At 69.6% G+C, this 25,181-nt stretch carries 20 protein-coding genes and 4 pseudogenes; 12 read left to right on the top strand and 12 right to left on the bottom strand.

Annotated features, from left to right (window positions below; translation table 11 throughout):
* From ABEB13_RS40090 to ABEB13_RS40080, 3 genes are all read right to left on the bottom strand, one after another.
* Positions 1–190, bottom strand: a 190-nt coding sequence (locus ABEB13_RS40090) for a hypothetical protein (protein ID WP_425559943.1), incomplete at its 3' end; no start/stop codon positions are given.
* A gap of 635 nt (positions 191–825) precedes the next feature.
* Positions 826–1,407, bottom strand: coding sequence for a helicase associated domain-containing protein (locus tag ABEB13_RS40085; RefSeq protein ID WP_345703678.1), 582 nt, complete (start codon positions 1,405–1,407; stop codon positions 826–828).
* On the bottom strand, positions 1,341–3,161 hold the full coding sequence (locus ABEB13_RS40080) for a DEAD/DEAH box helicase (protein ID WP_345709480.1): 1,821 nt from the start codon (positions 3,159–3,161) through the stop codon (positions 1,341–1,343). The genes ABEB13_RS40085 and ABEB13_RS40080 overlap by 67 nt, the downstream gene beginning before the upstream one ends.
* A gap of 554 nt (positions 3,162–3,715) precedes the next feature.
* Between ABEB13_RS40080 and ABEB13_RS40075 the strand changes: the two genes are divergently transcribed.
* The 6 genes and pseudogenes from ABEB13_RS40075 to ABEB13_RS40050 form a co-directional block, all read left to right on the top strand.
* Positions 3,716–4,720: a TniQ family protein gene (locus ABEB13_RS40075; protein ID WP_345703680.1), complete on the top strand. Its 1,005-nt coding sequence runs from the start codon at positions 3,716–3,718 to the stop codon at positions 4,718–4,720.
* A 151-nt stretch (positions 4,721–4,871) separates the two neighbouring features.
* Complete coding sequence (locus tag ABEB13_RS40070) at positions 4,872–5,540, top strand: TnsA-like heteromeric transposase endonuclease subunit (RefSeq protein WP_345703681.1); 669 nt, start codon at positions 4,872–4,874, stop codon at positions 5,538–5,540.
* Between the two features lie 77 nt (positions 5,541–5,617).
* Positions 5,618–8,002 (top strand): Mu transposase C-terminal domain-containing protein, encoded by a 2,385-nt coding sequence (locus ABEB13_RS40065; protein WP_345703682.1) that lies wholly within the window; start codon positions 5,618–5,620, stop codon positions 8,000–8,002.
* Positions 8,003–8,417: 415 nt separating this feature from the next.
* Positions 8,418–9,170 carry a hypothetical protein gene (locus ABEB13_RS40060; RefSeq protein ID WP_345703683.1) on the top strand — a complete coding sequence of 251 codons (753 nt, stop codon included), beginning with the start codon at positions 8,418–8,420 and terminating at the stop codon, positions 9,168–9,170.
* 1,141 nt (positions 9,171–10,311) lie between these two features.
* A complete protein-coding gene (locus tag ABEB13_RS40055; protein ID WP_345709479.1) occupies positions 10,312–11,565 on the top strand; it encodes a hypothetical protein in 1,254 nt (417 codons plus the stop codon).
* Positions 11,566–11,901: 336 nt separating this feature from the next.
* Positions 11,902–12,005: pseudogene (locus ABEB13_RS40050) on the top strand (IS5 family transposase); the annotation flags it as partial.
* Positions 12,006–12,043: 38 nt separating this feature from the next.
* Here ABEB13_RS40050 and ABEB13_RS40045 read toward each other — a convergent pair.
* Positions 12,044–12,688, bottom strand: coding sequence for an SMI1/KNR4 family protein (locus ABEB13_RS40045; protein ID WP_345703685.1), 645 nt, complete (start codon positions 12,686–12,688; stop codon positions 12,044–12,046).
* A complete protein-coding gene (locus ABEB13_RS41060; RefSeq protein WP_425559942.1) occupies positions 12,646–13,332 on the bottom strand; it encodes a DNA/RNA non-specific endonuclease in 687 nt (228 codons plus the stop codon). The genes ABEB13_RS40045 and ABEB13_RS41060 overlap by 43 nt, the downstream gene beginning before the upstream one ends.
* Between ABEB13_RS41060 and ABEB13_RS40040 the strand changes: the two genes are divergently transcribed.
* A complete protein-coding gene (locus ABEB13_RS40040; RefSeq protein WP_345703686.1) occupies positions 13,304–13,621 on the top strand; it encodes a hypothetical protein in 318 nt (105 codons plus the stop codon). The two genes, ABEB13_RS41060 and ABEB13_RS40040, sit on opposite strands and share 29 nt — an antisense overlap.
* Before the next feature lie 545 nt (positions 13,622–14,166).
* Positions 14,167–14,667, top strand: a complete 501-nt coding sequence (locus ABEB13_RS40035; protein ID WP_345703687.1) for a hypothetical protein — start codon at positions 14,167–14,169, stop codon at positions 14,665–14,667.
* Here ABEB13_RS40035 and ABEB13_RS40030 read toward each other — a convergent pair.
* Positions 14,654–15,979 carry a helix-turn-helix transcriptional regulator gene (locus tag ABEB13_RS40030; protein ID WP_345703688.1) on the bottom strand — a complete coding sequence of 442 codons (1,326 nt, stop codon included), beginning with the start codon at positions 15,977–15,979 and terminating at the stop codon, positions 14,654–14,656. The genes ABEB13_RS40035 and ABEB13_RS40030 overlap by 14 nt on opposite strands.
* A gap of 154 nt (positions 15,980–16,133) precedes the next feature.
* Between ABEB13_RS40030 and ABEB13_RS40025 the strand changes: the two genes are divergently transcribed.
* From ABEB13_RS40025 to ABEB13_RS40015, 4 genes and pseudogenes are all read left to right on the top strand, one after another.
* A complete protein-coding gene (locus tag ABEB13_RS40025; RefSeq protein WP_345703689.1) occupies positions 16,134–17,126 on the top strand; it encodes a Gfo/Idh/MocA family protein in 993 nt (330 codons plus the stop codon).
* Positions 17,123–17,425: pseudogene (locus ABEB13_RS41055) on the top strand (aminotransferase class I/II-fold pyridoxal phosphate-dependent enzyme); the annotation flags it as partial. The gene ABEB13_RS40025 and the pseudogene ABEB13_RS41055, both read left to right, overlap by 4 nt.
* Before the next feature lie 25 nt (positions 17,426–17,450).
* Positions 17,451–18,374 (top strand): annotated as a pseudogene (locus tag ABEB13_RS40020) (DegT/DnrJ/EryC1/StrS family aminotransferase); the annotation flags it as partial.
* Positions 18,371–18,799: an NUDIX hydrolase gene (locus ABEB13_RS40015; RefSeq protein ID WP_345703691.1), complete on the top strand. Its 429-nt coding sequence runs from the start codon at positions 18,371–18,373 to the stop codon at positions 18,797–18,799. The pseudogene ABEB13_RS40020 and the gene ABEB13_RS40015, both read left to right, overlap by 4 nt.
* A gap of 772 nt (positions 18,800–19,571) precedes the next feature.
* On the opposite strand, the gene ABEB13_RS40010 is transcribed toward ABEB13_RS40015, so the two are convergent.
* The 6 genes and pseudogenes from ABEB13_RS40010 to ABEB13_RS39985 all read right to left on the bottom strand — a co-directional run bounded on the left by ABEB13_RS40010 (position 19,572) and on the right by ABEB13_RS39985 (position 25,171).
* Complete coding sequence (locus tag ABEB13_RS40010; RefSeq protein ID WP_345703692.1) at positions 19,572–20,621, bottom strand: DUF4238 domain-containing protein; 1,050 nt, start codon at positions 20,619–20,621, stop codon at positions 19,572–19,574.
* Between the two features lie 121 nt (positions 20,622–20,742).
* Positions 20,743–21,759, bottom strand: a complete 1,017-nt coding sequence (locus ABEB13_RS40005; RefSeq protein WP_345703693.1) for a DUF4238 domain-containing protein — start codon at positions 21,757–21,759, stop codon at positions 20,743–20,745.
* Between the two features lie 49 nt (positions 21,760–21,808).
* Entirely contained in the window at positions 21,809–22,747 is a 939-nt protein-coding gene (locus tag ABEB13_RS40000) for a hypothetical protein (RefSeq protein WP_345703694.1), read from the bottom strand.
* Positions 22,748–22,869: 122 nt separating this feature from the next.
* A complete protein-coding gene (locus ABEB13_RS39995; RefSeq protein WP_345709482.1) occupies positions 22,870–23,145 on the bottom strand; it encodes a hypothetical protein in 276 nt (91 codons plus the stop codon).
* A 54-nt stretch (positions 23,146–23,199) separates the two neighbouring features.
* A pseudogene (locus tag ABEB13_RS39990) lies at positions 23,200–23,493 on the bottom strand (hypothetical protein); the annotation flags it as partial.
* 127 nt (positions 23,494–23,620) lie between these two features.
* A complete protein-coding gene (locus tag ABEB13_RS39985) occupies positions 23,621–25,171 on the bottom strand; it encodes a Mu transposase C-terminal domain-containing protein (RefSeq protein ID WP_380232069.1) in 1,551 nt (516 codons plus the stop codon).
* Between the last annotated feature and the right edge of the window lie 10 nt (positions 25,172–25,181).

The following is a 25,181-nucleotide window of genomic DNA, read 5'->3' as shown; positions in this document are numbered from 1 at the left end:
CGTGGTCGCTCGGTGTGATCCCCAGCTCTTTGGCCAGACTAGGGTTCAGGTCCGACATCACCGGGGCGCCGTCATCGACCGTGATGGCGTCGACCAGTTGGTGGCGCTGCGACGGAGTCAGTGCCATGAACAGTTCGCGGTCTTTCGCCGTGCCGTCCGCGCCGTTCTCGTCCCCGGCGATCTTCTCCATCCGGGCCAGTGCGGCACGAGTGTCGGTCGGCTCCGGAGCGGAGCATGGAGAGAAAGGTGTCGGCGGGAGCGACCTGGGTCGAGACCAGGCGCAGCAGCGGCATCGCTGCGCTCGAGGAGGCTGCGATGGCTTCCAGGGCATCGATCCATGAGGCGACCGAGCGCCAGAGATCCTTTCCGGCTTCGCTCAACGGGCCGGCTGCTTCGCGGTGTTTGGACTGGATCAGTTCCAGCGGGGTGTAGCTGTCAGGGTCCAGGAACTCGATGTCGTCGAGGACTTCCATCCGGACGGCGCAGGACGCGTCTTCCCAGCTACGGCGCGCGAGTTCCAGCAGAGCCAGTTCGCACTGGTAGAGGTATCCGGTCATCTGGCCTGCGGCCGAATGCGAACCAGCTTGCGCCACGTTGCCCACTACTGATCGTGCTTGCCCGAGCGGCGCGCTCCTGTGGTTCCGCTGATCACCTGCGACCGACGGTCCGGGCGGTCTGCCGCTCCCCCGTGGCGACAACATAGCACTGGTTCGGCAGCCTTCACCCAGCTCTGCCGATGAGCTGTCACATGCTCGACTGCGAGGGCAGCCACTTGTCAGGCGGTGGGCCAGGCCCTATCCAAAGACGCGCACAAACATCACACCGTCAGGCGACTTCGGGGAGCTCCGGTTCCAGGAACCGAGGCACAACTGGCAGGCCGAGCGCGTCGAGCGCTGCGGCCTGTTGGGAGGTGAGCTGGGCGGCGTCGTACCGGCGCTGGTCGATCCAAATGTCCAGTCTGACGTGGTCGGTACCGACGACCTCGACATGTCCGTCGGGAACCTGAAGGTGGCCTTCGCGTCGGAGGAACCTGCGCGCGGCGCTCAGTCCGCGCGCGAAGCTCATCGCCGGGCCGGTGGTCTGCCGAAACAGCAGCAGGGCATGGGGGTGAAGGTCCGGGTACTGGCGTGCCAGGAGAGCCAGTTGGGCGAGCTGCCCCGGCTCCAGGATGTGGTTCTGCTCGATCTGGTGGTCCAGCCACGCCCCCAGTGAGAGGTTCGTCTCGGCAGCGACCTGGTACGTGAGCCGCCAGTCGCCGGTGGCGAGGCAGCGCCGCAGCCGGGCGCAGTTGTACTGCCAGTCGATGCTCCAGGCCGGATTCCAGCAAGGGTCGGTGGAGTTCAGCGCCTCGATGCGTTCGGGGGCAGCTCGTCCTCGCGGGTCATGGCTCGCATCTGGTCGAGCCACCGGGCCAGGCCGGCGTCCACGTCGGGGGTACCGGCGTGGACTGCGAGGGTGTGGTGGGCGGTGGCGAAGTCGCGGGCCAGGGCGAGGTTGTGTTCGAAGCTGCCAGGTGGGTGGGGCCAGGAGATGCGCAGCGCGTACAGGGCGAAGGCCTGGTCGGGGTCGAGGGTGCCCTCGGCATAGCGGTTGCGCTGTTCGCCGATCCAGGAGCCGAGGTGGACGCCGGCGGAGTCCCGGTGGTCGGTGGGGACTTCGAGATGGCCGTGCTCCTCGTAGAAGCGCATGGCGGCCTCGTAGCCGCTGTTCCAGCCGTCGCCCTGGAACTGGTGGGCTCGCAGGGAGAGTACGTCGGCGATCTCGTCGGGGCGCTCGGGCTCGGTCAGGACCGGGTCCTCGGAGCGGCGGCCAGAGCCGCGGCGCAGGCGGGTGTAGAACTTGCTGTCAGCGGTGCGCAGCCCGTCCAGGATGGCCCACAGGTCGCGGAAGTCGGAGGACTCCATGGCCTCACGGGTGGTTTGTCCCGGGCGGATGTACACGGGGATGATCAGTGTGGCGATCTTGCCGCTGCCTGGCGGCTGGCGCAGGGCGCGGCCGAGGGTCTGGATGATGTCGACGACGCTGCGTTTGGGGTCGGCGAACAGCACCGCGTCGGCTTCGGGCATGTCGACGCCTTCGCCCAGGCATCTGACGCTGCTGAGAATGTGCGTGTGGGACTGTCCGGGCAGGAGGGCGGTGCGGCTCTGCCAGGAACTTCCCGCGAAACGCCAGAGCTTGGTGTTGCGCTCGGAGCGGGGCTGGCGGCTGTCGACAGCGGCAGCCCACAGTTGCATCGGCTGGCCGCCCTGGGTGAAAGCCGTGGCGGTGCGCGGCAGGGTCCGGGCGAAGGTGCGAGCGGCCGCAATCAGGCGGTGGAACGTCAGGACACGGCTGAGGCGGTAGTCCTGTATGGCGCGCAGCAGTCCCACTTGCATGGCTGCCAGGCGCAGTCCGTCCAGGTGAGGGGTGGTCTCGGCCGTGGTGAGGATGTCGTGCAGGTCCTCCGCGCTGATCACGGGGACGACGACGCGGTAGTCGGCGAGGATGCCCTGGGCGATGGCTTCGGCCAGTTCGAGGCGGAAGACGACGGGTCCGAACAGTGCGGGATTGTCCATCGATGCCAGTGGTTGCTTGTACGCGCCGGGTTTTCTGGACTTCGGGTGGCTCCAGCGGCGTGGCGTCGCCGTCATGTAGAGGCGGCGCTGCGCGGGGATCTGGGCATCATCGTGGATGTCACCCCAGCTCTTGTCGAGACTGCCGGTGGTGTGATGGGCCTCGTCAGCGACGGCGAGGGCCCACTCCGGCAAGCCGTGGCGGCGGTGAGCCTCGACGATCGCAGGCAGGGACTGGTAGGTGGAGAAGACGATGGTCGGGCCGCTGTGGTCGGCGACACGGCGGGCGGGTTCGGCCGGGCTGGTGGTGAACGGGATGCACAGGGCGCCTCGGCCGGACGGGGGCAAGGCGCAGACCGCGATGTGCTTCTCGTCCGGGCGGCCGCGGTCCCACTCGCGTGCTGTCTGCGCCACCAGATCCTGGCTGGGGGCGAGCACGAGGATGTTGCCGTGGGGGGTGTAGGTGTCGGCGCTGGCCCGGGCGATGACGGTCTTGCCGGTGCCGCAGGCCGCGACCACGGTCACTCTTGAGTGGCGCTGGAGGCCTGCGGTGATGGCGCCGACGGCGCGTTGTTGATGCGGACGTAGTCGGATGGGCTTGTGGGGCACGTGGGCGTCCTCGGCGACCGGCAGCTGGATCGGCGGGGCGATCGCCGTGCCTGCATGGCTCGTGCCCCGCTCCGGACACCAATTCGATCGGCTTTCCGGCGTTCCTTGTCAAGCAGGCTTCGAAATTCTCGTCGATTTGACTGCCAGGGTGGCGCCTTCAGGACCCTAAATGTCATTCTGATTCGTTCGGTTCGCCTTGATGCCGCCGTTCCGCGTGAATCGGCTGAGCCGCGGGCGCCGGGGAGCCACCTCGCGGCTCACCGAGCCAGTACCATCAGCCGGGTTTCAGCAGGCAGGACAGGAGCCACCCCGCCAGGCAGCCGAAGGTGACGTGTCCCGGCCCCCGCAGTACGGAGGCCAACCACTTCAGCCGCCTTCTGCGGCGGCCCCTTCGGAGCGAGGAAACGCTCCTCCTATTCGGCCGCCCGGGCGACCCTTCTCATATTCGGCAGATCACTGTCAAGAATTGGTGCGCTTTGCCGGATTCTTTTCCCTGTTCCTGCTCCTCGTGCCGCTCGGCGTGATAGCCATGGCCGCAGAGGCGAGGGAGGGTCATGGATTCGGTAGCGGCTTTGAATCGGGTACGGGCGCGTGAGCTGCCGTTGCACGTCCGGTTCATGGCAGGCGAGTCGACCGGCTCCTACGTGACCCGCCTGGCCGGCCGCAACGGGCTCGAGGTCCAGCAGTTGCTGGACGAGGTCGGGCATGGCAGCACGAGGGCCGTCGCGCCACACCTGACCGAGCTCTACCTCAACCGTCCTGCCGCCGAGCGCCTGGCCGCCCTGGCGGGCCGTCCGCTGGAGGTGATGCGGCGGGCACTCGCGAGCCTGGACGCGGCGTACCTGCTCGACGACGGTGACGGAACTCCCGCCTGGTCGTTCCCGTGGGCGGTGCGGGACGGCTATCTCGTGCGGGCCTGCGCGTTGTGCGCGGCCCGCCGCGGCATCGGTGAGCCGGCCTGGATGATGGTGGCGGACCCCTGGCACCTGTGCGCCCGGCACGCACGGTGGTCGGACAACTCCCGTGATCCGCAGACCCCTTGGATCGACGTGGCCGACTGGCCGCAGATCCTGGCGACGGAACACCAGCGGGTGGCCATGGTGCGGTGCCTGGGCCGCACCGCACGCGCACTGTTCGCCGACGCGCACACGATGAGCAGAGCCGAATCGAGCGCACCGGACAGACTCCAGTCGATGGCCGACCGGCTCGGGGAGGCGCGGACCGCGTCCTTGTTGTCCTACCCGCACACCGTGCGCATCGCCCGCGTCCTGGCGCGGGCCGAGCGCCGCCGACTCGGCCGGGAGCTGACGGCGGACTCCTACGAGGACTGGTTCACGCGCAGCTCACAGGAGTTGGGGCCCAGGCACCGGGGAGTGCTGAGGCGGTGGATGGAGTGCCACAAGCCGGTGCCTGGCCCGGCGCCAAGGCGCGGGGGTGAGTTGGGGCGGGCCGTGCTGGTCACGCCGCACACACGGATCGCGCCGCTGGATTCGGTGCACCAACTCAGCTGCCTGCCCTCCGGCCCGGTGGCCAGCCCGTTCGACCGGCCCTTCCTGTGACGGCCGTGGTCCGCCAGGAGCGGGGGCGGCTCCCATGGGACGAGGCGCCCCTTATTTATCCGCAGAAAGCAGGTCAGGGACGAGTGGATGCGGCACGGGAGAGGTGATCCTTGTGCAGGTGCGGGTGCGTTACCGCGACGGGGACGGGCGGATGCGTGAGAGTGGCCCAGACCAGGTGCGGGCGGTGCCGCTGGAACGGTGCGAGCCATTGCGTGAACCACACGCCTACAACGGCCGACCGTCGATCTTGACCCGGTACTGGTCGGCGACCACAGGCGGCATGGTGGTGTGCGGCAGTGAGCGGCTGATGCACGCGGCCATGCTGCTGGACTACGACGCCGCCATCACCTGCTTCTCGGCCCCCGCGACCGAGATCGCCTGGGAGGACGGCAGCGCCCATGGAACGGTCAGCCCGGCGTTCTTCGCCCGCACCGCTGACGGGCGGCGGCTGGCGATCGTGCACCCGGGCCGCGCGGAGCCGGACGGCGCGCGCGAACGCCAGGCGCTGGAGATGGCGGCGCAGGCCGCCGGGTGGACACTGACGGACCTGGACGTCCCCATCGGGGTGCGGCTGGCATGGCTGAAGGTGGTGGCCAACTTCCGGTTCCCCGAACTGTTCGACACAGCGACCCGTCCGGCCCTGCTGGACACCTTCCGCCAACCCCGCCCGCTGGTCCGCGGAGTAGCCGAAGCCGGCCTGCCCGACACCGCCCTCGCCCACGCCTGGCACCTGCTGTGGCGCGGCGACCTCCTCTTCGACCAGGCACGGCCCCTGATCCCCGTCTCCGCGGCGTGGACCGCCGACACAGCCCACCGGTAGGAGGCGTCGTGACGCTCGATTTGGCAACCGTGGAGGCACGGGCGACGTCCGTCCACGCCACGTGGGACCGACGTCGCGTGGACCTGACGCCGGGAGTGACAGTGCGCTGGCTGGGCGGCCTGTACGAGGTCGCCGCCCTCCAAGGCCCCCGGGTGCACCTGCACGCCTTGGACGAGAACGGCGAGGACGCCGTCGCGCTGGTATCCGCAGTGACCTGCGCCGCCGACTTCGCGCTGGTGGAGGCGCAGGGCCGGGAGCGGCCCGGCCCGCGGATCCCGGACGTGAGCATCGTGGACGTGCTCGACCCCCTGGAGCGCGAGCGAATGCGCACCTGGGAGTGGCACCTGCACGAGGTCGTTCACGGACTGCCGCCTGGCGCGCCCTCGGGCACCCGGCCGCGCCCGCAGTACGACCCGGAAGAGACGTCGCGGTGGAGCCGACTGGACGCCAAGTCCCGCGAACTCAAGGACCTGGGCTGGGCGAAGGTGTCAGTCGCAACACTGCGGCGCCGCGCCCAGGACTACGAGGAGCGGGGCGTCGCCGGGCTCGTGAAGATCGTCGCCGGGTCCCTGTACGGCGACACCGACGAGCGGATCGTCCAGTTGCTGCTGGAGGAACTCCGCGCCGGGACGGAGGAGTCCTCGGGGTGGGCCAACCGGCTGCGGGAGCGGGTCGAAGCCCGGCTGCGCGCTGAGTTTCCGAAGGAGGGCCTGAGCCTGTCGCGGACCGGGTTCTACCGGCTGCTGAAGGACCTGGGCGTGCGGGTGGAGACGCTGCGCGGGCCGGTGCGCCGCCGCGAGGAGCGGGCCAGCTCGCCCGAGCCGCCCTGGTCGCCGACCCGGGCGGCGATGCTGGGCGAGGTGGTGCAGATCGACTCCACCGGGCTGGACATCCTGGCTGTCGGCGACCACGGCTACCCGGTCCAGGTCGAGCTGACCGCAGCGATCGACGTGGCCTCGCGCAGCATCATCGCGGCGATGATCGTGCCCCGTGCTCCGGGCCGCGGTTACAAGGGCAAACGCCTCGGCGGGCGGGCGACCACCTATTTCGATGCGACGCTGATGCTCGCCCAGGCGCTCGCGCCGATGCCCGGACGGCCCGGCTGGTCGCCGTCCGCAGCGGCCGAGAAGGCCCGCCACCTGCCGTACGCGGACCTGGTGGCGTGCGACCCGCGGATGGCCGGCGCCGCGGCGCGTCCGGTGATCCGCCCGAAGATGGTGGTCGTCGACCAGGGCAGCATCTACCAGAGTGAGCACTTCACCGACGTGTGTACCTCGCTGAAGATCTCGGTGCGCTCAGCGCGCGACCGCACCGCCGACGACAAGGCCGTCATCGAGTCGACGTTCAGCGCGATCAAGAAGCTGTTCTGCCAGTACGTCGCCGGGTACACCGCGCGTGACCTGTCCCGGCGCGGGAAGTTCGTGACCGAGGGCGTCATGTGGCGCCTCAACGAGTTGCAGGACCTTCTGAACGAGTGGATCGCGCTGGGCTGGCAGCAGCACCGCCACGAGGGCCTGCGCGACCCGCACCTGCCCGGGGTCGTGCTGACCCCGAACCAGATGTACGCGGCGCTGGTGGCCTGCGAGGGCTACGTGCCGCTGCCCCTGTCGGAGTCGCAGAACCGCAAGCTGCTGCTGTGCGAGTGGCGGCAGGTCACCGACAAAGGTGTGCGGATCGGCAACCGCACCTACGACAGCCGGGCCCTGCAGGAGTACAACAAGGAGCCGTCCGGGGTACGCGGGAAGGGCATGAAGTGGCCCATCCGCCACGACCCCTACAGCCCGCGCTACGTGTGGCTGTTCGACCAGCGCAAGGAGCAGCGCGGCGAAGACCCTTGGGTGGAGGCGGAGTTCGTCCACCAGGACCTCATCGGGGACGACTGGTCGCTGTTCTTGTGGGAGACCGCCGAACGCCTGCGGCTCGAGGCCGGCGGCAGCGAGGAGGACCGGCAGTGGGAGCGCGACATCGCGCTGGAGGTGTCCGAGCTGCGTCGGCGCGCCAGGCAGGGCCCCGCCGACGAGCCGGCCACGCCGACGCGACGCGGCCGCGGGCGTACACGCTGGCGCCGCCCCGCGGCCCCGTACACCGGTCCCGGCCTCGCCGTGCGCGCGCCTGCCGTTGGCCGGTACGCGGGCATCCCGGCGCCCGACCCGGCCCGGGTGCGCCCCGCCAGGTCGCTGAACGTCCCGGCCCACTTGCTGTTCGCCGGCGCGGCCCTGGCCGGCCCCGAACCGTCCCCGACCGCTTCGCCCGCGCCGCCGGGCGCGAACAGCGTTGACAGCCCGCCCTCGGGCACGGACACCGACGCGGCCCTGCCGGGGCCGGCGAAGGCGCCCGATCCGCGGCGGTGGCGTTCGCGCACGCTCTCCGGTCGCGCCACCGACCTGTTCCTGCGCAGCCTCGCCCCGGCCCCCGATGACAGCGACAGCCCGGACCCGTCCGGCGACGAGGAGATCACATGAACGACCATGTCCGCGCCCGCCCGGTGCCCGCGGCCAAGGCCGCCACGCACCCCTTGCACCTGGCCGATCCCGGGCCGCTGGCGACCAAGGAGGGCTTCCTCGCCCGGGCTCGACGCACCGTCACCCCGCCGGGCCTTCAAGACAGCGCGCCCCTGGGCACGAAGGTGCGGCTGACCGACCCGCGCCTGGCCTACCACGGCACTCTGCTGCCCTTGGAGACCGACGACTTCGCCCGAGGAGTGCACCTCGCCCGGACCATGCTGGTGAAGAACCTGTACGACTCCCCGGCCGCAGCCCGAACTTCGCCGTCGACGGACCGCGACTTGCCGGCAAGTCGCTACTCGCCGCCAGGATCGGATTCGCCTTCCAGGGCCTGGTCGACCACCACTTCCCCGCGGACGCAGACCGGCACCCGGTGGTGTACATCCACGTGCCGCACGACCGCAGCGACGCCCTGCACTGGTCCCTGCCGTTCGCGGAGTACTTCGGCCTGGAGCACTCCCGCTCGCCCGAGACGATGAACCACCGCTCCGTCGACATGACCGGTCCCATCACCCGCGTCATGGAACGCGCCGGCACGCGCCTGGTCATCGTCGACGGCATCGAGTACATCAAGGACAACGAGCGGCAGACCGCGTTCGACTACCTGTTTCGACTCCAGGACGCCCTGCCGAGGATCACTTTCCTGTTCTGCGGCATCGGCGCGCAGGGGATCCTGCACCACGCCCTCGGCGACCACCGCAGCAAGGCGCCCGCAGCGGGCGCCGACCGGCCGGCGCCGCTGGGCATCCCGACGCTGTGGGTCAGGCCCGTCCCCTACACCGCCGCCGAACCCGACCAGTGGTGCAACGTGCTCGACGACGCCGAAAAGAACCTGCGCCTGTACAAACACCAGCCCGGCACCCTGGTGCAGCTGGCCGCCTACCTGCACGCACGTACCGACGGCTCCATGCACGCCCTGAACCAACTGCTGTGCCAAGCCGCGCAGACCAGCATCCTCCAGCAGACCGAAGCCATCGACCGCAAACTCCTGGAGACCATCCTCACCGGCTACAACGACCCGACATACGACTGCCTGCCAGCCCTGGCCGAACCGGCCACTGACGAAGCCGACGGCGACCCGCAAGCCCAGGCGAGGCTGGACGACGCGGAACAGTCGGACTCGTAGCACAGCTTTCCAATGCGCTGGGCCGGCTGGACGTGCCTGCCTTCGGCACGCCAGTTCCCCGTAGCTGGCAGGATCAGCTGGTGACCTTCTCCTACCTGTCGCTGCAGTCCTTCGTCCGTCCTCCCAGGCTGCTGGTCCTCGCTCCCGAGGGCGAGGACTGGGTGGCGATGTCAGCGGCCGCGCTGGGCGCGGTCGGGAAGGTCTGGGGAGGCTGTGCGAGCGCCGTCGTCCCGGTCAGCGCCGCGAGCCATGCGGCCCTCGCGCCCTTCCTCGCCCGATACCAGCCCGATCACATCCTGGAATACCAGCTCACGTGGACGACGGCTGACCTGATTCATCCAGGCATCCTGGAGCGGGAGTTGAGGGGACTCGACCTGGATGAGCAGAGCTTTTCCTTCAACAAGGAGCTGCTGGCTGCCGATACCTGGGACGGTCACGCCGATGGAGCGGCCCTGCAGGCGGCCGCAGAGCGACTGCGGGCGGCACACGGCGTCAACAGCTTCGACCGTTCCCAGCCTTGGTTGTTCCACCTTGCTGACGATCCCGGCAAGAGCGGCTTCACCGCCCTCAGGGACGTTACCCCGCAGCCGACCGGCGGCGTGCCGATCGGGCAGATCCGCACGCCTGCTGCCCTGTCCGCCGCAGCACGGCTCGGTGTCCTCCTCGCGGCGGCCGGCGACGAGGCGCAGGCCCCCAAGTCCGAAGCGGACTGGCTCACGCAGGTCGCCAGAACCCCGTGGAACTCCGACGACCCAGCAAGCCCTTTCGATGCAGCCGCCGCGCTGTGCGCCCGAATCCACCGCGGCTACAACGCGGACCGGTCAAGCGATCTCGTCGTGCTCGGCGATCGGCCCGAGGACTTCGCGCTGGCCCAACTCGCCCGCCAGGTTTACGGAGCTACTCGCTGGCTCCCTGGGAGCGCGCTGGCCTGGCATCATCTGCCCCTCTCCCGGCGCCCAGAGCCCATCACCGTGGTCAGCGCCTCCCTGTCGGAAGAGGAAATCCACGCTCATCTGACCGACCGCTGGATCACCCGTGGCATCCGGGTGCACGGCGCCGACACCATGCCGGTCACGATCGTTTCCCCGGACAGCTCCGACCGACCGGCCGCGACCAGGTCGCGCTGCTCAACGCCTGGGACATGCCGCTGTCCCTCCCGGTGGAGGAGACCTCGGACGGATCCCTGGTCTCGGCCGTGCGGATGCCCGTCCAGGTCCCCGCCCCGCTCGACGCGGCACGGCACCGCTGGCAGGTGGGGATGATCTCTACCAGCCACCCTGTCCCGCCCCTTTCCGACTTGTCCGGCCCCAGCTTGGTCGCAGCCGGCGACGAGCGGGAGACATTCGTGCGAGCCGCGGACGGCGGGATCACTTACGCCTCCAACCGGGTCGACTTCGTCCCCGCCGGTGCGTCGCTCGCCGGCTCCCTCGCCGGCCCCAGACTCGTGTGGCCCTCGCTTGAGCGGATTCTGCGCCTCACCGCCGAGCCCGACGAGATCCGCCCCAGCCCCGCCGGGAAACGCGCCCGCGTCGCGAAGCGTCTACTCGGATCCCGAACTGCCGTCGAAGCCCTGGCCGCACCAGCGCCGTGGGCGCTGCTGTCGCACTGGCTACCCGGTCACGACCGCTCGGCCCTTCCGGCAGACAGTGCCTGGGAGCTCAAGTCCGGGGCGTTCCTGACGTGGGAGGCCATCGCCGCCGCCTCCGGCAACTGGGCCCAGGCCGAGCTACGGGCGCAGATCGACGCGTGGAGCACCTGCGGGCTCCTGCGCCGCGGACTGGTGCTCGGCTGCCACGATTGCCCACGGGTCGAGTTCTACCCCATCGCCGAAGTAGCGCAGCAGTACACCTGCCGACGCTGCGGCAGCAGCAACACGCTGGAGCAACCACGGTGGAAGCCGATCCGCAACGAGCCCACCTGGTTCTACGAACTCCACCCGGCGATCACCGAGTTGATCGCCAATGACGGCAACTACGACCTGCTCGCCACCCAGTTCCTCCGCTCGAAGGCATGGGCCGGCGCCTGCCTTGTCACCGAGGAGTTCGAACTGGTCCAAAACGGCAAAGCCGTCGTAGAGTTCGACTTCGCCGCAGCAACCGTCGAGGGACTCTTCCTGGGCGAGTCCAAGAAGAACGACTGCCTCGCCGCAACCGCGAAAGCTACCCTCACCGAGCTCAACAAGCTCCTGAACGGATGCCGCACACTCGGCGCGACGCACCTCGTCCTTGCCACCCCCAAGGACACCTGGAAACAGGCGACCGTCGACGCCATCGACAAGCAACTCCAAGGCGACACAGCGCAGGGCGTCAGCAGCCCACAGGTGCTGCTTCTGACATGCCTGGGGACCAACCCGAAGATCACAACCCTCGACGGTGCCCCGTTCACCATGGACTGAACCAGCCCTCTGCGAGCACCCGAGCCGAGTCAGCCGAACCAGCGGCAGCCCGAGGACAGGCACACCAACAGCCGACACGAGAAGGGGCCAGGTGATCGTCCCACCGAACCAAGATCAACAGCGCTGAGGCGACCCCATCCTCCATACAGCGATTGTCCCGACTCAACTGAACAGCGGTCCCAGATTCTGCAAAGTCACAGGCCACAAGCCATGAAAAGTCAATCACGGCAGCAAAACCGCAGTTCAGGTAGCCAAGCTCTAAAGTCCCAGATTCTGCAAGCCCAATGGTCAACACATGATCAATTGACAAGATCTTTCAAAGCACCCGGGACGGAGCACCCGGCCCGCTCCGAAGCCATGGTCCACGTCGCGATGATCAGCCTCACCTCATGACCCGCCGACTCACCGGCGAAACCACCCCAACGTGGCGCGGAACCTGACCACCAAGGTCAGGGACGAAACGCCCAGTCAGAGAAGTTCAGAATGTATATGACTCGCCGCCTGTCCACGGGTTGACACCGGACGCCCGCAGCCGCAGATCTTCCTTCCAGTTGAAAAATCTCGGCGCGGGGTTATCCCAAATCGGGCCAAGAACCTGTCGAGCCCCGATGAGAGATCCCGAAATTCCACCCACAAGGAAATCCAGCATGCCGCAGGAGTAAAATTCCCATCGCACTGCCGACCGATTAAATACAGCGACAGGCCATGGATCTCCGGCTTCCATCAATATCCAGCAATACATATTTCCATCAAAATCACCTCCCCATTGAATAAGCTCAAGATTGCCACCTCCTCCGGCTCGACTACCAGCCTCTTCCATATAGACGCTGGCAGCCGTGCCAAGTTCGGAGAGGATGCAGGTATACGGACCCCCGAGGTCACCCAGTGAAATCGGGGAAAAGATATCCAGGTAATCCTCTATGCCACCCGCCCCATATGCATTCATGAATTCGATGTAATCGTCTGGCAGGCCAAATCCTAGAGCCCTGCCAACCTCATCCCAGTCAAATCGATCACCCGCGCCCGCCTGCGGGTCCATAATCTCGAGGAGCCGGTCGATATGCACATCTACCCCAGTTTCTAGTTCGTCGGCACGACACTGCCAGTCCGCGAATCCGTCCATAGGCCCATGTTCACGGAACCCACTCGCGGACTATAGATGGTATTAGCGACCGTCTCGCTCAGGGCAAAGTTCGGGATGCCGTTCCGGTCAGTTCCGTAGGCGTACATTTCGATCGCGTATGGAACAGTCCTAGGGCCAGCATAGACCGGGACCACCCTGTAGTGCACGATGCTGCCGGCATCCACAGCCGCTCTCGTCTCGCCCTCGAATTTACGCATGTTGTCCTCCATGCGACCCGGGTCTCCCAATCTCTTGGGAAAATTGGTGGCCCGAGAGCACGGAACCAGATTATCGGTTCGGCCTCCTTCGCCCGAGAGCGTATCAGCGAGAAGATGGCATTTATTGATATCCGCACTCGGAAGAAGGCCCAGGTATCTGGCGAAGTCCTTCGCCCAGTCGGTTCCTGGTGGATTTATATCCTTTTGCGTGCTGGATCCGGGATGGGTTTCTATCCACTCCGTGTCAAGGCAAGCTTCAATACCGGTTGCTCGCCCGCCATTATTTGGGTCAGGGTCGCCATATTCTCGCCATCCAAGGCCGCCCCTGAGACAAGAATCGCCTGGATTTTCGTCCCTTAGAGGGTTCTGCAAGACCGCCGCGAGCGCCTGATCCACGATGCGCACCGCCGCGAACGGCCAGAACATCAATCTCCAGCAACTGACCATCCCCGACACCAAGCCCGGACAGGCGGCCTCCTACCTCGCCGGCCTTGCCGCCCAGCACTGCACTCTCATCATCACCGTCGGCAGCCCCGGATCGGCGATCCCCGCCCTCCTCAAAGCAGATCCTCGTCTCCACTTCACCGCCATCGACTCACCCCTCACCGCGCCCAGCGCCAACCTGACCCTCCTCACCCACGCCGACCTGACCGGACCACTGACCTCACAGATCCGTGGCCTGGCTCCAAGTGAGGCAGCCACCGGCAGTCCGTAAGAAACGCGGAACACCAACCCTTCGGGGAGGGCGGTCTACTGACGCTGAGCCTGCCGACCCGGCTGGCGCCGCCTACGACGACGACACCGGCAACTCCGCCGCGCCCTTCAACTCCAACCCTGGACCAAGCTCACTGCCAGCTACAACGCCGCCACCGACCCAGAGCATCCCCCGGTTCGTCGTCACCGGCCGCACCAGGACCACCGGCGCAGCGGTCGTGCAGTGGACCGGTTCCGTGGACGATGTCGCTGAGCACACCGGTTCCACGGGTGACTGTGGCATGGTGGCAAGATCGTCTCCGCGGTCTCCTGCCACCGCCAGCGCAGGAGCAGCGATCCGGATCTCAGGCGCCGCCTCGTCCACGGGGGCTGGATCCGGTCATGTTCAGGCCGCCGACGATGAGACATGGTGGGACAGCCTGGGACCCACGCGGACAACCACGGACAACCACGGACCTCCGCGGACAGCGATGAGACCTGGCTGAACCCGAGCGCGCCAAAGGCGGCTGTCGTTTCGTCAGGGCGAGGACGCGCCACACTTCCAGCATGCCGAGCTTTCACGCCAGGAAGGCGATCGGTGACGCCCACGAGCGACGCGTCACCGAGGAACTCAACCACCGCGGCTGGGATGTCAGCCCCTGGGGCCAGGGAGTCATGGGTGAGCCCGTCCGCGTGGCCCTCCGCAGCACCGACAGCTTCCTTCGCTGGACCCCCGACCTCATAGCTGCCCGGGACGGGCAGGTCGTCTTGATCGACTGCAAGAGCCGGATGACCAGCCGGACCAGCAGTCGGCACGCCATCGAGAACGCCGCCGTCACCGCCCACCTCCAGCTCGTCGCCTGGACCCGGCTGCCCCTGTACTACGTCTTCGACGACCTCGACATCCTCACCCCCAGCGACGCCCTCGGCACGGGCATAGGCGGGCCTCGGACCACCGCCGGCTCCGGCGCGCCCTACCTCCTCGTCCCCGCCGACCGCGCCCTCGCCTTCGACCACGTCTTCGGCCCGGCCCGCCGCACCGCGCTTGTGTCGGTCAGCTCGCTCTGAGGCGGTCCATGAGGTCGGCGACTCCGTCGACCTGCCGGTAGGGCCTGAACTCCGGGACGAGTTCGCGGGCCAGGGTGATGCACCGCGCGGCGCCGATCCGGGTTGCCAGGTCGAGGGACTGGTTCGTGACCGTGAGGGCCTGTTCGACTTCGCGGGCTCGCAGCAGGCTCCGGGCTTCGTAGGTCAGGAAGATGCCGCGGGTCTTGTCGCGTGATCGGGGCAGCAGGCTCAGGCCTTCGTCGATGCGGGTGTGTGCCTGGTCGGTGCGTCCGAGGTCGAGCATGCATTGGCCCGAGTCGACGGCCAGGTCGGCCGTGCTCATCCATCGGCACCATTCGGGGGCCGGGTCGGGGCTGTCGGTCAGCAGGGCGGTCTCGGCGGCGGCCAGGTCGCGGTGGCAGTCGGAGGATTCTCCGAGTGCGGCGTGGGCGCGGGCCCGGCGGAGGTGGAGCAGGGACCGGGCGGTGGGGTGGCGGGTGTGGATGAGGGCCTGGCTGAGCGGCTCGACCGCGGCGTCGGGTCGGGTGAGCCAGATGGACTGGTAGGCGAAGTCGGAGAGAATGCCGGCGCCGAGATCGCGGTCCCGGGCGGCGTGTGCGTTGGTGAGGGCTGCGTTCCAGAGCTTGCCGGCGGCGTAGTGGTGGCCTTGGTCGAAGCGGTGCCAGCCGCAGGTGCTGGCCAGGGTGGCGGCGAGCAGGTGGAGTCGTCGGCCGAGGGGTTCGGTGTAGCGGCCGTGCTCGAGGAGGTCGGTGACCGTTTCCAGGTGGGCGTCCATCAGCTTGGCGGTGTGCTGGCGCTGTTCGGTCGGAAGGTTGGTCAGCTGGGTGGTGGTGTCCTCCAGCCAGTCGACCAATTCGGCATCGACTCGCGCGCCGTTCCAGGAGGTGGCGGGTGGATCGGGTTCGAGGGTGGCCCATTGGGTTGAGAGGCCGGCCAGTGCGAGGGCGCTGAAGGTCATGAAGGTGCGGCGGCGATGGTCCATTGCGGCCCTCTGTGCGTCTCGAAGTGCGTGAACGGTGAACGCCGGTCCAAGGGGCACCGGCTGTTCCTGGCCGGGCAGCCAGTGAGGCCAGTCGACGGCTTCCAGGTCGCCGAGGGGGACCTCGAAGGCTTCGGCGATGAGGAGCCGTGATTCGGCGCTGGGCGTCTTGCGCCAGGTCTCCCATTTACTGACGGCGGCCTTGTCGGTGCCGGATCGAAGGCCTTCAGGCCGGTTCCGGGCCGCACGGTGGATTCGGGCCGCAAGGTCGCTCTGGGACCAGCCGCGGAGCGCGCGGGCGTACGCAAGCGGGTGCCTGATCTGGTCGTCCACGGGCCGATCCCATCATCGACAGTGGCTGCGAGCCTACTGCGCGCACGGGCGGGACCACCCCGGGACTACAGACAACGCCTGGATGGGGACTACCCGTTGGGCTCTACTCGTCGTGCACCGACAAGTTCACTCACGAAGCGGAAGGAGTCCACGCATGAAACGACGCGCTGCAGTCATCGGCCTCGGCCACCAGGCGCTCGAGGACCATCTGCCCGGCCTGCTCGCCTCCAGCCGGGCCGACCTCGTCGCAATCTGCGACAGCAACCCGAACACGTTGCGGCAGCAGCAGGAGCTGTTGCAGGTCCCCGGGTTCATCCACGCCGGTGAACTGCTGGACACGGCGGCGCCGGACTTCGTGATCGTCGCCGTCCCGCACCATGCCGGCCGGGACGTCGTCCGGGAGTGCGCCGCCCGGGGCGTCCACGTCCTCAAGGAGAAGCCGTTCGCCACGTCCGTGGAGGAGGCCCGGGAGCTGGCCCAGGTCTGCCGGGCCGGCGAGGTGGAGCTGATGGTGACGCTCCAGCGGCGGTTCAACCCGATCTACACCAGCGTCGCCGGCCTACTGGACCAGATCGGCACCCCGTTCCTGATCGACGGCCAGTACACCTTCCACACCGACGACCCCGGCGCCGGATGGCGCGGGGACGTCCGGCAGGCCGGCGGTGGCTGCATCATCGACATGGGCTACCACCTCATTGACCTGCTGCTCTGGTACTTCGGCCTGCCCAGCCGGGTCATCGCCGAATTCTCCACCACCGCGGTACCAGGCGGCGGCTACGACGCCGAGGACACCGCCGTCATCCAGCTCGGCTACGACACCGACCTGTACGGGTCGCTCCTGCTGTCGCGGTGGATGGCGCCGAAGAGCGAGCACCTGCACGTGGTCGGCACCCGCGGCTCGGTACTGCTGTCCAAAGGCCGGGTCCAGCGTCTCGACCTGGACGGCACGGTCGTCGAGGAACTGACCCGCCCGCACGCGCCCGCCTCCGCAGCGACCGCGCAGATCGACCACTTCTGCCGGGTCCTGGACGGCGACAGGCCCAACACATCCGGCCCCGACCAGCACCTCGCGCACGCCGCGTTCATCGCCTCCTGCTACCGCTCCAAGGATGCGGGGCGCTACATCGACCCGAAGGAAATGCTGTGACCAGCACGCTCGCCCTCCTCGGCGGCAAGCCCGCCGTCACCGCCACGGGCCCCCACTTCACCTGGCCACCGATCGACGACACCACCCGCGCCAAGGTCACCGCCCAGCTCGACGAGGCGATCTCCCTACCCGGCCGGTCCGGCATCGTCGCCGAACTGGAGGAAGGCCTGCAGGACTACTTCGGCGTCCGGCACGCGATCACCACCAGCTCCGGCACCGCCGCCCTGCACGCCGCCTACTGGGCTGCCCGGATCAGGCCCGGCGATGAGGTGATCGTGCCGGCCTGGACCTTCCACGCCACCGCCTCCTCTCTTCCATCTCCGCGCCGTCCCGGTGCTGTGCGAAACCGGGCCGGACGGCAACATCGACCCCGCCCGTGTCGAGGAGCTGATCACGCCCCGGACCCGGGCGGTCATGGTCACCCATCTGTGGGGCAAGCCCGCCGACATGGCCGGGCTCGTGGCCGTCGCGAACGCCCACGACCTGGCGGTGCTGGAGGACGGCTCCCACGCCCACGGCGCGAGCATCGCCGGGCAGAAGGTCGGCACGTTCGGCCTCGCCTCGGCGTTCTCCCTCAACGGCCCCAAGCCGCTGTCGGGCGGCGAGGGCGGCTTCGTCCTCACGGACGACGAGGACACCTACCACCGGGTCCTCACCTTCGCGCACTACAACAAGCGTGCCAGGACCGAGATCCCGGAAGACCACCCGCTCGCGCGGTACGCGGTCACCGGGGCCGGCCTCAAACTCCGCATCCACCCGCTCGCCGCCGCCATCGCCCACGACCAGCTCGCCCGCCTCGACGGCTACCTCGCCGGGCGGACGGAGATCGCCCACCACCTCACCGACCGGCTGGCCCAGGTACCCGGCCTGAAGGTCACCACCCCACCCGAAGGAGTGCTCCCGTCCTGGTACGCGTTGACGCTCACCTACACGCCCGACGAGCTCGGCGGCCTCCCGATCGAGCGCTTCCACCAGGCACTCCTCGCCGAGGGCGCCACCGAGTTCGACCGGCCCGGCTCCACCTGCCCCCTCAACCAGCTCCCCCTCTACCAGGACCCCGGCATGCTCTTCCCCGGCCACCCGCACTCCCAGCGCCGCTACCAGCACGGAGACTTCCCCGTCGCCGAACACTCCCACGCGCACACCGTCAAGCTCCCCGTCTGGCATCGTGAGCAGGATCTGGAACTGGCCGCGCAGTACATCGCCGCGGCCATCAAGATCAGCGACCATCACAAGGAGCTGCTGTGACCCTCCCCTCCTCCGCCGACCTCGCGGCCGACGCCGCGGCCACCGGCATCACCGGCTTCGTCGCCGCCGCCGTGATCAGCCACCACGGCCACGTACTGCTCGTACGCCGCAACCCCGACGACTACATGGGAGGCCTGTGGGAGATCCCCTCCGGAACGGTCGAAAACGGCGAGAGCATCCTGGACGCCCTGCACCGGGAAACCCTCGAAGAAACCGGCCTGACCATCGACCAGGTCACCGACTACATCGGCCACTTCGACTACACGAACAGCCGCGGAACCACCACCCGCCAGTTCAATTTCGCCGTCACCGTCGCGACCACCGAACCCGTGGTCCTCACCGAGCACGACGCCCACCAGTGGGCCCTGCCGGGCGACCTGCCCGAAGTCAGCAACGCGGTCCGCGACCTGCTCACCGCCGCCTGACACTCACACCGCCGCACCGGCGCAGCCAAACGGCGCCTTCTCGACGAGCCGGGCGCTTCCGGTCCGACCACGCACCGTGGAGTATTGCCCGATGACGCACCCGGCGGCAGCCGGGCCTGGAACTGTGGCTCAAGCAGGCTCCGGCACGCTTGTGGCGTCTTCTTGCCTGACGGATCAGCAGGGCCGACGCGGTGGGGCCGGGTTCGCCCGGGCCACGCGCGGACCGATCGAGGCGGGGCCCCGCGCAGCCACGTCGTGGCTTTGCGCGGGCCCTCGCAGGCGGAAACCCATTCCGGCAGGTCGCGGTGAGGCGGCGAACATCCGGGCGACTCGAATGCGCCCTGCAAGGCCGGCCCTGTCCCCCGGCCCGGCGCGGGGATGAGAAGATCAACATGGCTCCCGGGCTTCTTGCCATTGCCTGCCCGGGAGCCACTCGCATGTCCGCCCCACGCGCCGTCAGCACCCGGTCCGGACAAGGACGCAGCACCGCCGAGCCGTTGGGCAGTTGGTCCCCGCCGGTGGCCGGGCCAGTCACCGCCACCTGGCTGGTTCGGGCGCGTGCCGGCCAGGCAACGGGGGCGGCCGGTCTCCGCGGCCGGCCGCCCCCGAGGATTCGGCTGCGCGGCCGCGGTCGTCCGGGCGCCGGGGTGCGGCGGGCCGGACTGCGCGGCCGCGGGGCGCAGCCGGATGTCGGCCCCTGTGAGGGGTGGCGGGGCGCTGCCGGGTCCAACGACGGTGCACCGGCCGAGGACACCGGTCCGGGTGCGGCGGTCTACGGCGCGGGGTCGGAGGGCCGGGCCGCCGGGGTGTCCGCTGCGGGGCGCCGCGGGGGCGGCACCGGTGTCCGGCCCGCTCGGCCGCCGGCGGCGAGGTGGGCGAGCACGAAGCGCTCCAGGCCGCTGCCGGGGTGCAGGTAGACGCGGCTACGGGCGGCTTCGATCTGCAGGCCGTTGAGTTCGTTCACCATGGTGGTGGGGATCGGCGCCAGGACGTCGTGCGGTGACCTGCCAACGAGGAGGTGATGGGGGCCGAGCGGCAGGACGATGGCATTCGAGTCGCCCAGGGCCATGCAGTAGGTGAGGGTGCTCCCGTCCCGGCGGACGGTCAGGGCCGGTGTGTCGCCGATGAGGAACTGGCCGCTGGCGGGGATCAGGATCTCCAGGCAGCTCTCGCGGATCGCCGCCCTGGTCTTGTGGAACATCTCCTCGATGCCGATCCGCAGGTTGTACCCGCTCAGCTCGTCGTCGCGGACGGTCCGCATGAGGTCCTCCGCCCACATCGCCAGGGTCTGGGGGTCGGCGACGTGTTCGCCGCTGTGCTTCAGGTAGTCGGCGCGCAGCAGGTCGGCGTGGACGGTGAGCAGCTTGGTGCGCTGACGCTCGTAGAGCGCGGCGAAGATCTGGTCGTGGAGAGCGCGGTAGTGCAGGGAGCGGGCCCAGTGCAGGGCGATGAAGTCCTTCAGTACGAGGACGTACTCCTCGTGCTCGAAGATGTCGCCGCGTTCCACCGCGTCGGCGGCGGCCGGCAGCAGGTTCTCGACCCGGCTCCAGACCTCCTCCAGCGAGGCGGAGGCAAACGGCACGAAGTCCGGCACCGTGCCGCAGGTCTTGATGCTCCTGGTCCTGTGCCGGTTCGTGGGGCGGTCCAGGTCGAACGAGTAGACCTGGTGCCCCGCGCTGCCGGCGTGCGCCGCGAAGCGTTTGAGCAGCACCCGGGAGACGACGTGCTGGTTCACCACCGGCGCACGTCCGTCCGCGCGGAGCGTCTCGATCCGGGTCTGCGTCCGCTCGGCGGCAGACCGCCAGTTGGGCTGCTCGTTCATCCGCCCAGTCTCCCGGACGGGAGCGACAGACCCGCCCGCCGGCGGAAGACCGCCCTGCCCGGCCCGGCCGGGAGCCGGGGCGCAGCAGGCGGGCGGCCGTGGCTGCCCCGGGTGCGGGGGTCTACGGTGTGGTGCCTGCGTCGCGTCGCGGGGGCTCCAGCGGTGTCCGGTCCGCCCGGCCGCCGGCGGCGAGGTGCGCGCGCACGAAGTGCTCCAGGCCGCTGCCGGGGTGCAGGTAGACGCGGCTGTAGGCCGCCTCGACCTGCAGCGTGTTGAGGCAGTCCACCATGTCGGCGGGGATCGCGGCCATGTCGTTGCTCGGTGCCCTGCCGACGAGGAGGTGCTTGCGGCCGAACGGCAGGACGATGGCGGCGGAGTCCTCCAGGGCCGTGACGCAGGAGAGCACGGTTCCCTCCCGGCGGACGGGCAGGGCCGGGATGTCGCCGATGAGGAACTCGCCGCTCTTTGGGGTGACGATCTCCAGGCAGGTCTCCCGGATCGCCGTCCTGAGCTCGCCGAACATCCTCTCGATGCTGACTCTCAGGTCGGCCCCGCTCCGGAGGTTGTCGGTGAACGGCTGCATGAGCCGGGCGCCGATGGCCTCCCGGGCCCCCTTGGCTGCGACGTACAGGCCGGTGTGCTGCCGGTAGGTGGCGCGCAGCCGGTCGGTGGGTATGGCGGCCAGGGCATCCCACGCCCGCTCGTAGGCTGCCGCGGCGGCGCGGTAGTGCATCGCGAGGTAGTGCAGGGAGCGGGCCCGGTGCAGGGCGATGAAGTCCTTCAGCGTGAGGATGTGCTCCTCGTGCTCGAAGATGTCGCCGCGCTCCACCGCGTCGGCGGCGGTCGGCAGCAGGTTCTCGACCCGGCTCCAGACCTCCTCCAATGAGGCGGAGGCAAAGGGCACGAAGTCCGGCACCGTGCCGCACGTCTTGGTCGATCCGGGTCTGTGCCGGTTCGCGGGGTGGTGGAGGTCGAAGGAGATGACCCGGTCGTTTGCCGCGAAGCGCTTGAGCAGGACCCGGGAGACGACGTGCTGATTCACCACCCGCCGTTGTCCCTCCGGCTGCAGCTCCTCGATCTGGGCCAGGATCCGTTCGGCCTCGACGGCACGCTGTCCACGTTGTTCGGGTACGTCCATCCGACTGGTCAGGCACGAACGCGAAGTCCGCAGGTGGTGGCCATGGCGCTCAGGCGGTCCGCGCGAATCCCGGCGAACAGCCGCGCGCCGGGCCCGGCGTCCTCCAGGTGGCGGTAGTGCGCTGCGGCCAACAGGTGGGGGCGCAGCCGGGCCGGGATACGGAAGGTCTCCCGCGTCCCGTGGCGGCTGACGGGTCCCGGGCCGGGCGAGGCTGCCATCGGCAGCGCCAGTGCGTCGCCGCGGGGGTGAGGTCCTGCAGGCGTGCGCCGCGCAGAAGATGTGGCGAGGCGCCGGTGGTCCAGGCCGCGGTGAGTGCCGCGGCGTAGAGCGGGTGGGGGATGTGACGGCGGATCCTCTCCAGGACCACGGCCGGGGGCAGGGCTGCGACGGGCGTGTCCCAGCCCGGGATCAGGATCCGGGCGCGGGGCGGCCTGCCCGGGCAACGGCATGCGCGGACGAAGGGTGTGTGGAATGCCTCGCGAGCGGCGTGGAGGGTGTCGACGACACGGTGGTTAACGCTGTTGAGCAGGCGCTCCAGGTCTCGCCCTAGGGCTGGGGCATGCCAGACGACGGTGAGGGCGGCGCCGGTGGCGGCGTGCAGGTCCAGCAGGTAGTGCAGGCGGAGGCGGGGTAGGTGCGAGCGCAGAACGATCACGTGACGGATGCCCTCGGCCCACATCCATGCACGTACTGCACGCTCTGCCGCTGCCTCCTGCGCCAGACCCTGCGTCCTCAGGTTGACCACCGACCTGCCGAGGGCGGTGAGGTGGTCGTGGAGAAGGACATCGGTTCGAGCCGTGCCCACGGTGGGGTGGATGGTGATGCATCCGGCCCGGGGTCGGGAGGCGGCGAGGGCCGCGGCGGTGAAGCGGGCGTCGTCGCCGCGGTCCAGGACCACCGTCACCGGTGGCAGAGCGCGCCGCTTCGACGCCGGCAGGACCAGGGCAGGGTCCACCAGCAGGTCGATGGGCAGGTCGCGCGCCGTCATCGCGACTGGTCCGGTCGGTGGCAGGCATCGCTCGCACGCAGGCTCGTCCACAGTTTCCGGCGTGCTGACACCCGCGGGGCTTCTTGGGCCGGCGGCGCCGCGCACGGGAGGCGGGTGGTGGCTCACAGCCGACTGAAGGCCCAGCCGAGCACCTCGCTGTCCACCCGCTCCCGGCCGGTGCGCTCCAGGCCGAGGCGCACGTGCGCGGTCAGCTGGGCCCAGGCTCGGAAGTTGCCGTGCGCGGCGTGCTGGTCGGCGGAGGCGATGGCGGCCGGGTCGGCGTCGGCCCACACCGGGTGGAACAGCGGGATGACGGCCTGGACTTCCTCGGGCGTGAGGCGGGTGAAGTGCTGCCAGATGAAGATGCGGGAGGAGAGCATCGGTTCGCGGCGCAGCACCTGGTGGCAGCCCTCGCCGCCGACGAAGATGATGGCGAGCTGGGTGTAGGGGTCGTCCCACAGGTAGCGGAAGTACTCGAAGGTCTCGCCGCTGAGCCACTGGGCCTCGTCGACGACGAGGGTTCGGGGGTGAGGGCGAGGGCTTGGCGCAGCAGGGCGTCGAACTCGCTGGGGCCGCGGGGCGGGGTTCCGGGCAGGTCGAGAGCGGCGAAGAGTTCGTGGCGGGCGGCGCGTGGGGTGGGGCGTACGCGGAAGGTGATGCGGCGGACGTCCTGGGCGGGGTCGAGGTCGCGCAGGCAGGTGTTGACGGCCAGGGTTTTGCCGAAGCCGGCGCCGCCGTGGACGCACATCATTGCGCGGGCGTTGATGGTGTCGGCGAGGTTGTCGCGGGCGGCGAGCAGGGCGCGGGTGGTGACGACCTGGGCGCCGGGCAGGCGCAGGTACTGGTCGCTGGCCTGGGGTGGCAGGAGTCCGGTCACGGGGTCTTCTTTCCGGTCGGGTCGGCGGCGGGGCTGGCGGTGAGTAGGCCGGGCGGGGTGTTCCAGTGCGCGGGTGGGGCGGTGGGTGGGATGAGGTCGGGTCGGGCGAGGGCAGTCAGGTCGGTGTGGGTGGAGGCGGCCAGTTCGCGGCCGGCCTCGGCGGCGGTCAGCGGGTCGATCGGTCGGGGCGCCGAGGGCTCGGTGGTGGCGCCATGACGCTCGTTGCGGGCGCGCTGGGCGTTCTCGAGGTCCTTAGCAAGGCGGCGGGTACGGGCGGCGCGGGCGCGGCGCACTGCCGCGATCTGCTCGCGGGTGGCTTCGTCGGCGAGGTGGGCGGTGGTCAGGTGGCGGCCGGTAGTGGGGTCGAAGAGTTCGATCTCGTGCCGGTGGTGGGGCATGTACCGCACGCTCACCCTGGTTCCGGCGCGGCCGGTCATCCACGGGGAGACGTAGAAGCGGCCCTTGAACTTCACCCCGCGGGTGGTGACCAGGCGGGACCCGGCCCGATCGTCCTCGAGGGTAAAGGACCACAGATCGGCTGGCGGGATGTCCCGTATCGGTGTGGGGTCCTCCTGCCACGCCTCAAGCGGGGTCCTGCCGCGCAGCGGGGCCGGGCGGTGTTCGGTGTTCCACCAGGTCACCCAGGTGAGCAGGCCCGCGGTGAACTCCTCGAACGACAGCAGAGCGCTTCGGTCGACCGGCTGCGGTCGGCGTCCCGGGCGGGGCTGGTGGGCGTAGCCGGGCAGCGCGGCCAGGTGCATCCGTTCCACCGAGCGGTTCAGCCCCTCCACCGTGCCCTTCAGGTGGGGCGTGTAGGCGGGCAGGGGCTCGACGGTGACGGCCAGGGCGCCGAACGCCGCCGTCACCGTACGGGAGAGGAAGTCCTTGCCTCGGTCGATCCGCACCTTCTCCGGCAGGCCACCCACCGGCCCGTAAGGGCTGGTGCGCAGCACCGCCGAACGCAGGGCCACGAGGACCGACTCACGGGAGGGATAGCCCGGGGTGACCGCCACGCCCGCGATCGCGTCCGTCGCGCAGTCGACGAACCAGGTGATCCATGGCCTGCGCTCCTGTCCGTCCACGAGCACGAGAACGGGGGCCTGCACGTGGTCCGCTTCCCACACCTGATTGCGGTGCCCGCGAGGCCGGGTCAGGAACACATCGTGCTTGCGGGCCGCGCGCTCCCCCGCCGTCAGCCCCGCCCGCTCCCCCGCGCTCAGGTCCCGCTGGATCGCCCGGTGCAGGGTCGGCAGCGACGGGGGTGCGGCGGGAGGCTGCTGTCGGGCGGCCCTGGCGGCGAGCTCGCGGTGCACCGCGGCGACATTGCCTTTCCAGAGGGCCAGCAGGTGGCGGACCTCTGGCGTGATGGTGAACCGGGTGCTGCTCTGGGCACGGGAGCCGGGTTCACGGGCCGCGGCCGGATCCCGTCCGGCGGCGGCCAGCCACCGCCACACCGTGCGCTCCGTCACCTCCAGGCACTGCGCGACCGTCCGAACCTGCCCCGTCGTCAGGGCGCCCTCCTCCCGCAGCGCCAGCAGGCGGCGCAGTGCCGGCCCG

Origin of the sequence: Kitasatospora paranensis, from assembly GCF_039544005.1 — a bacterium.
Lineage (GTDB): Bacteria > Actinomycetota > Actinomycetes > Streptomycetales > Streptomycetaceae > Kitasatospora > Kitasatospora paranensis.
The sequence above is the reverse complement of the archived record's forward strand: the minus strand, read 5'-3'. Positions and strand labels throughout refer to the sequence as shown.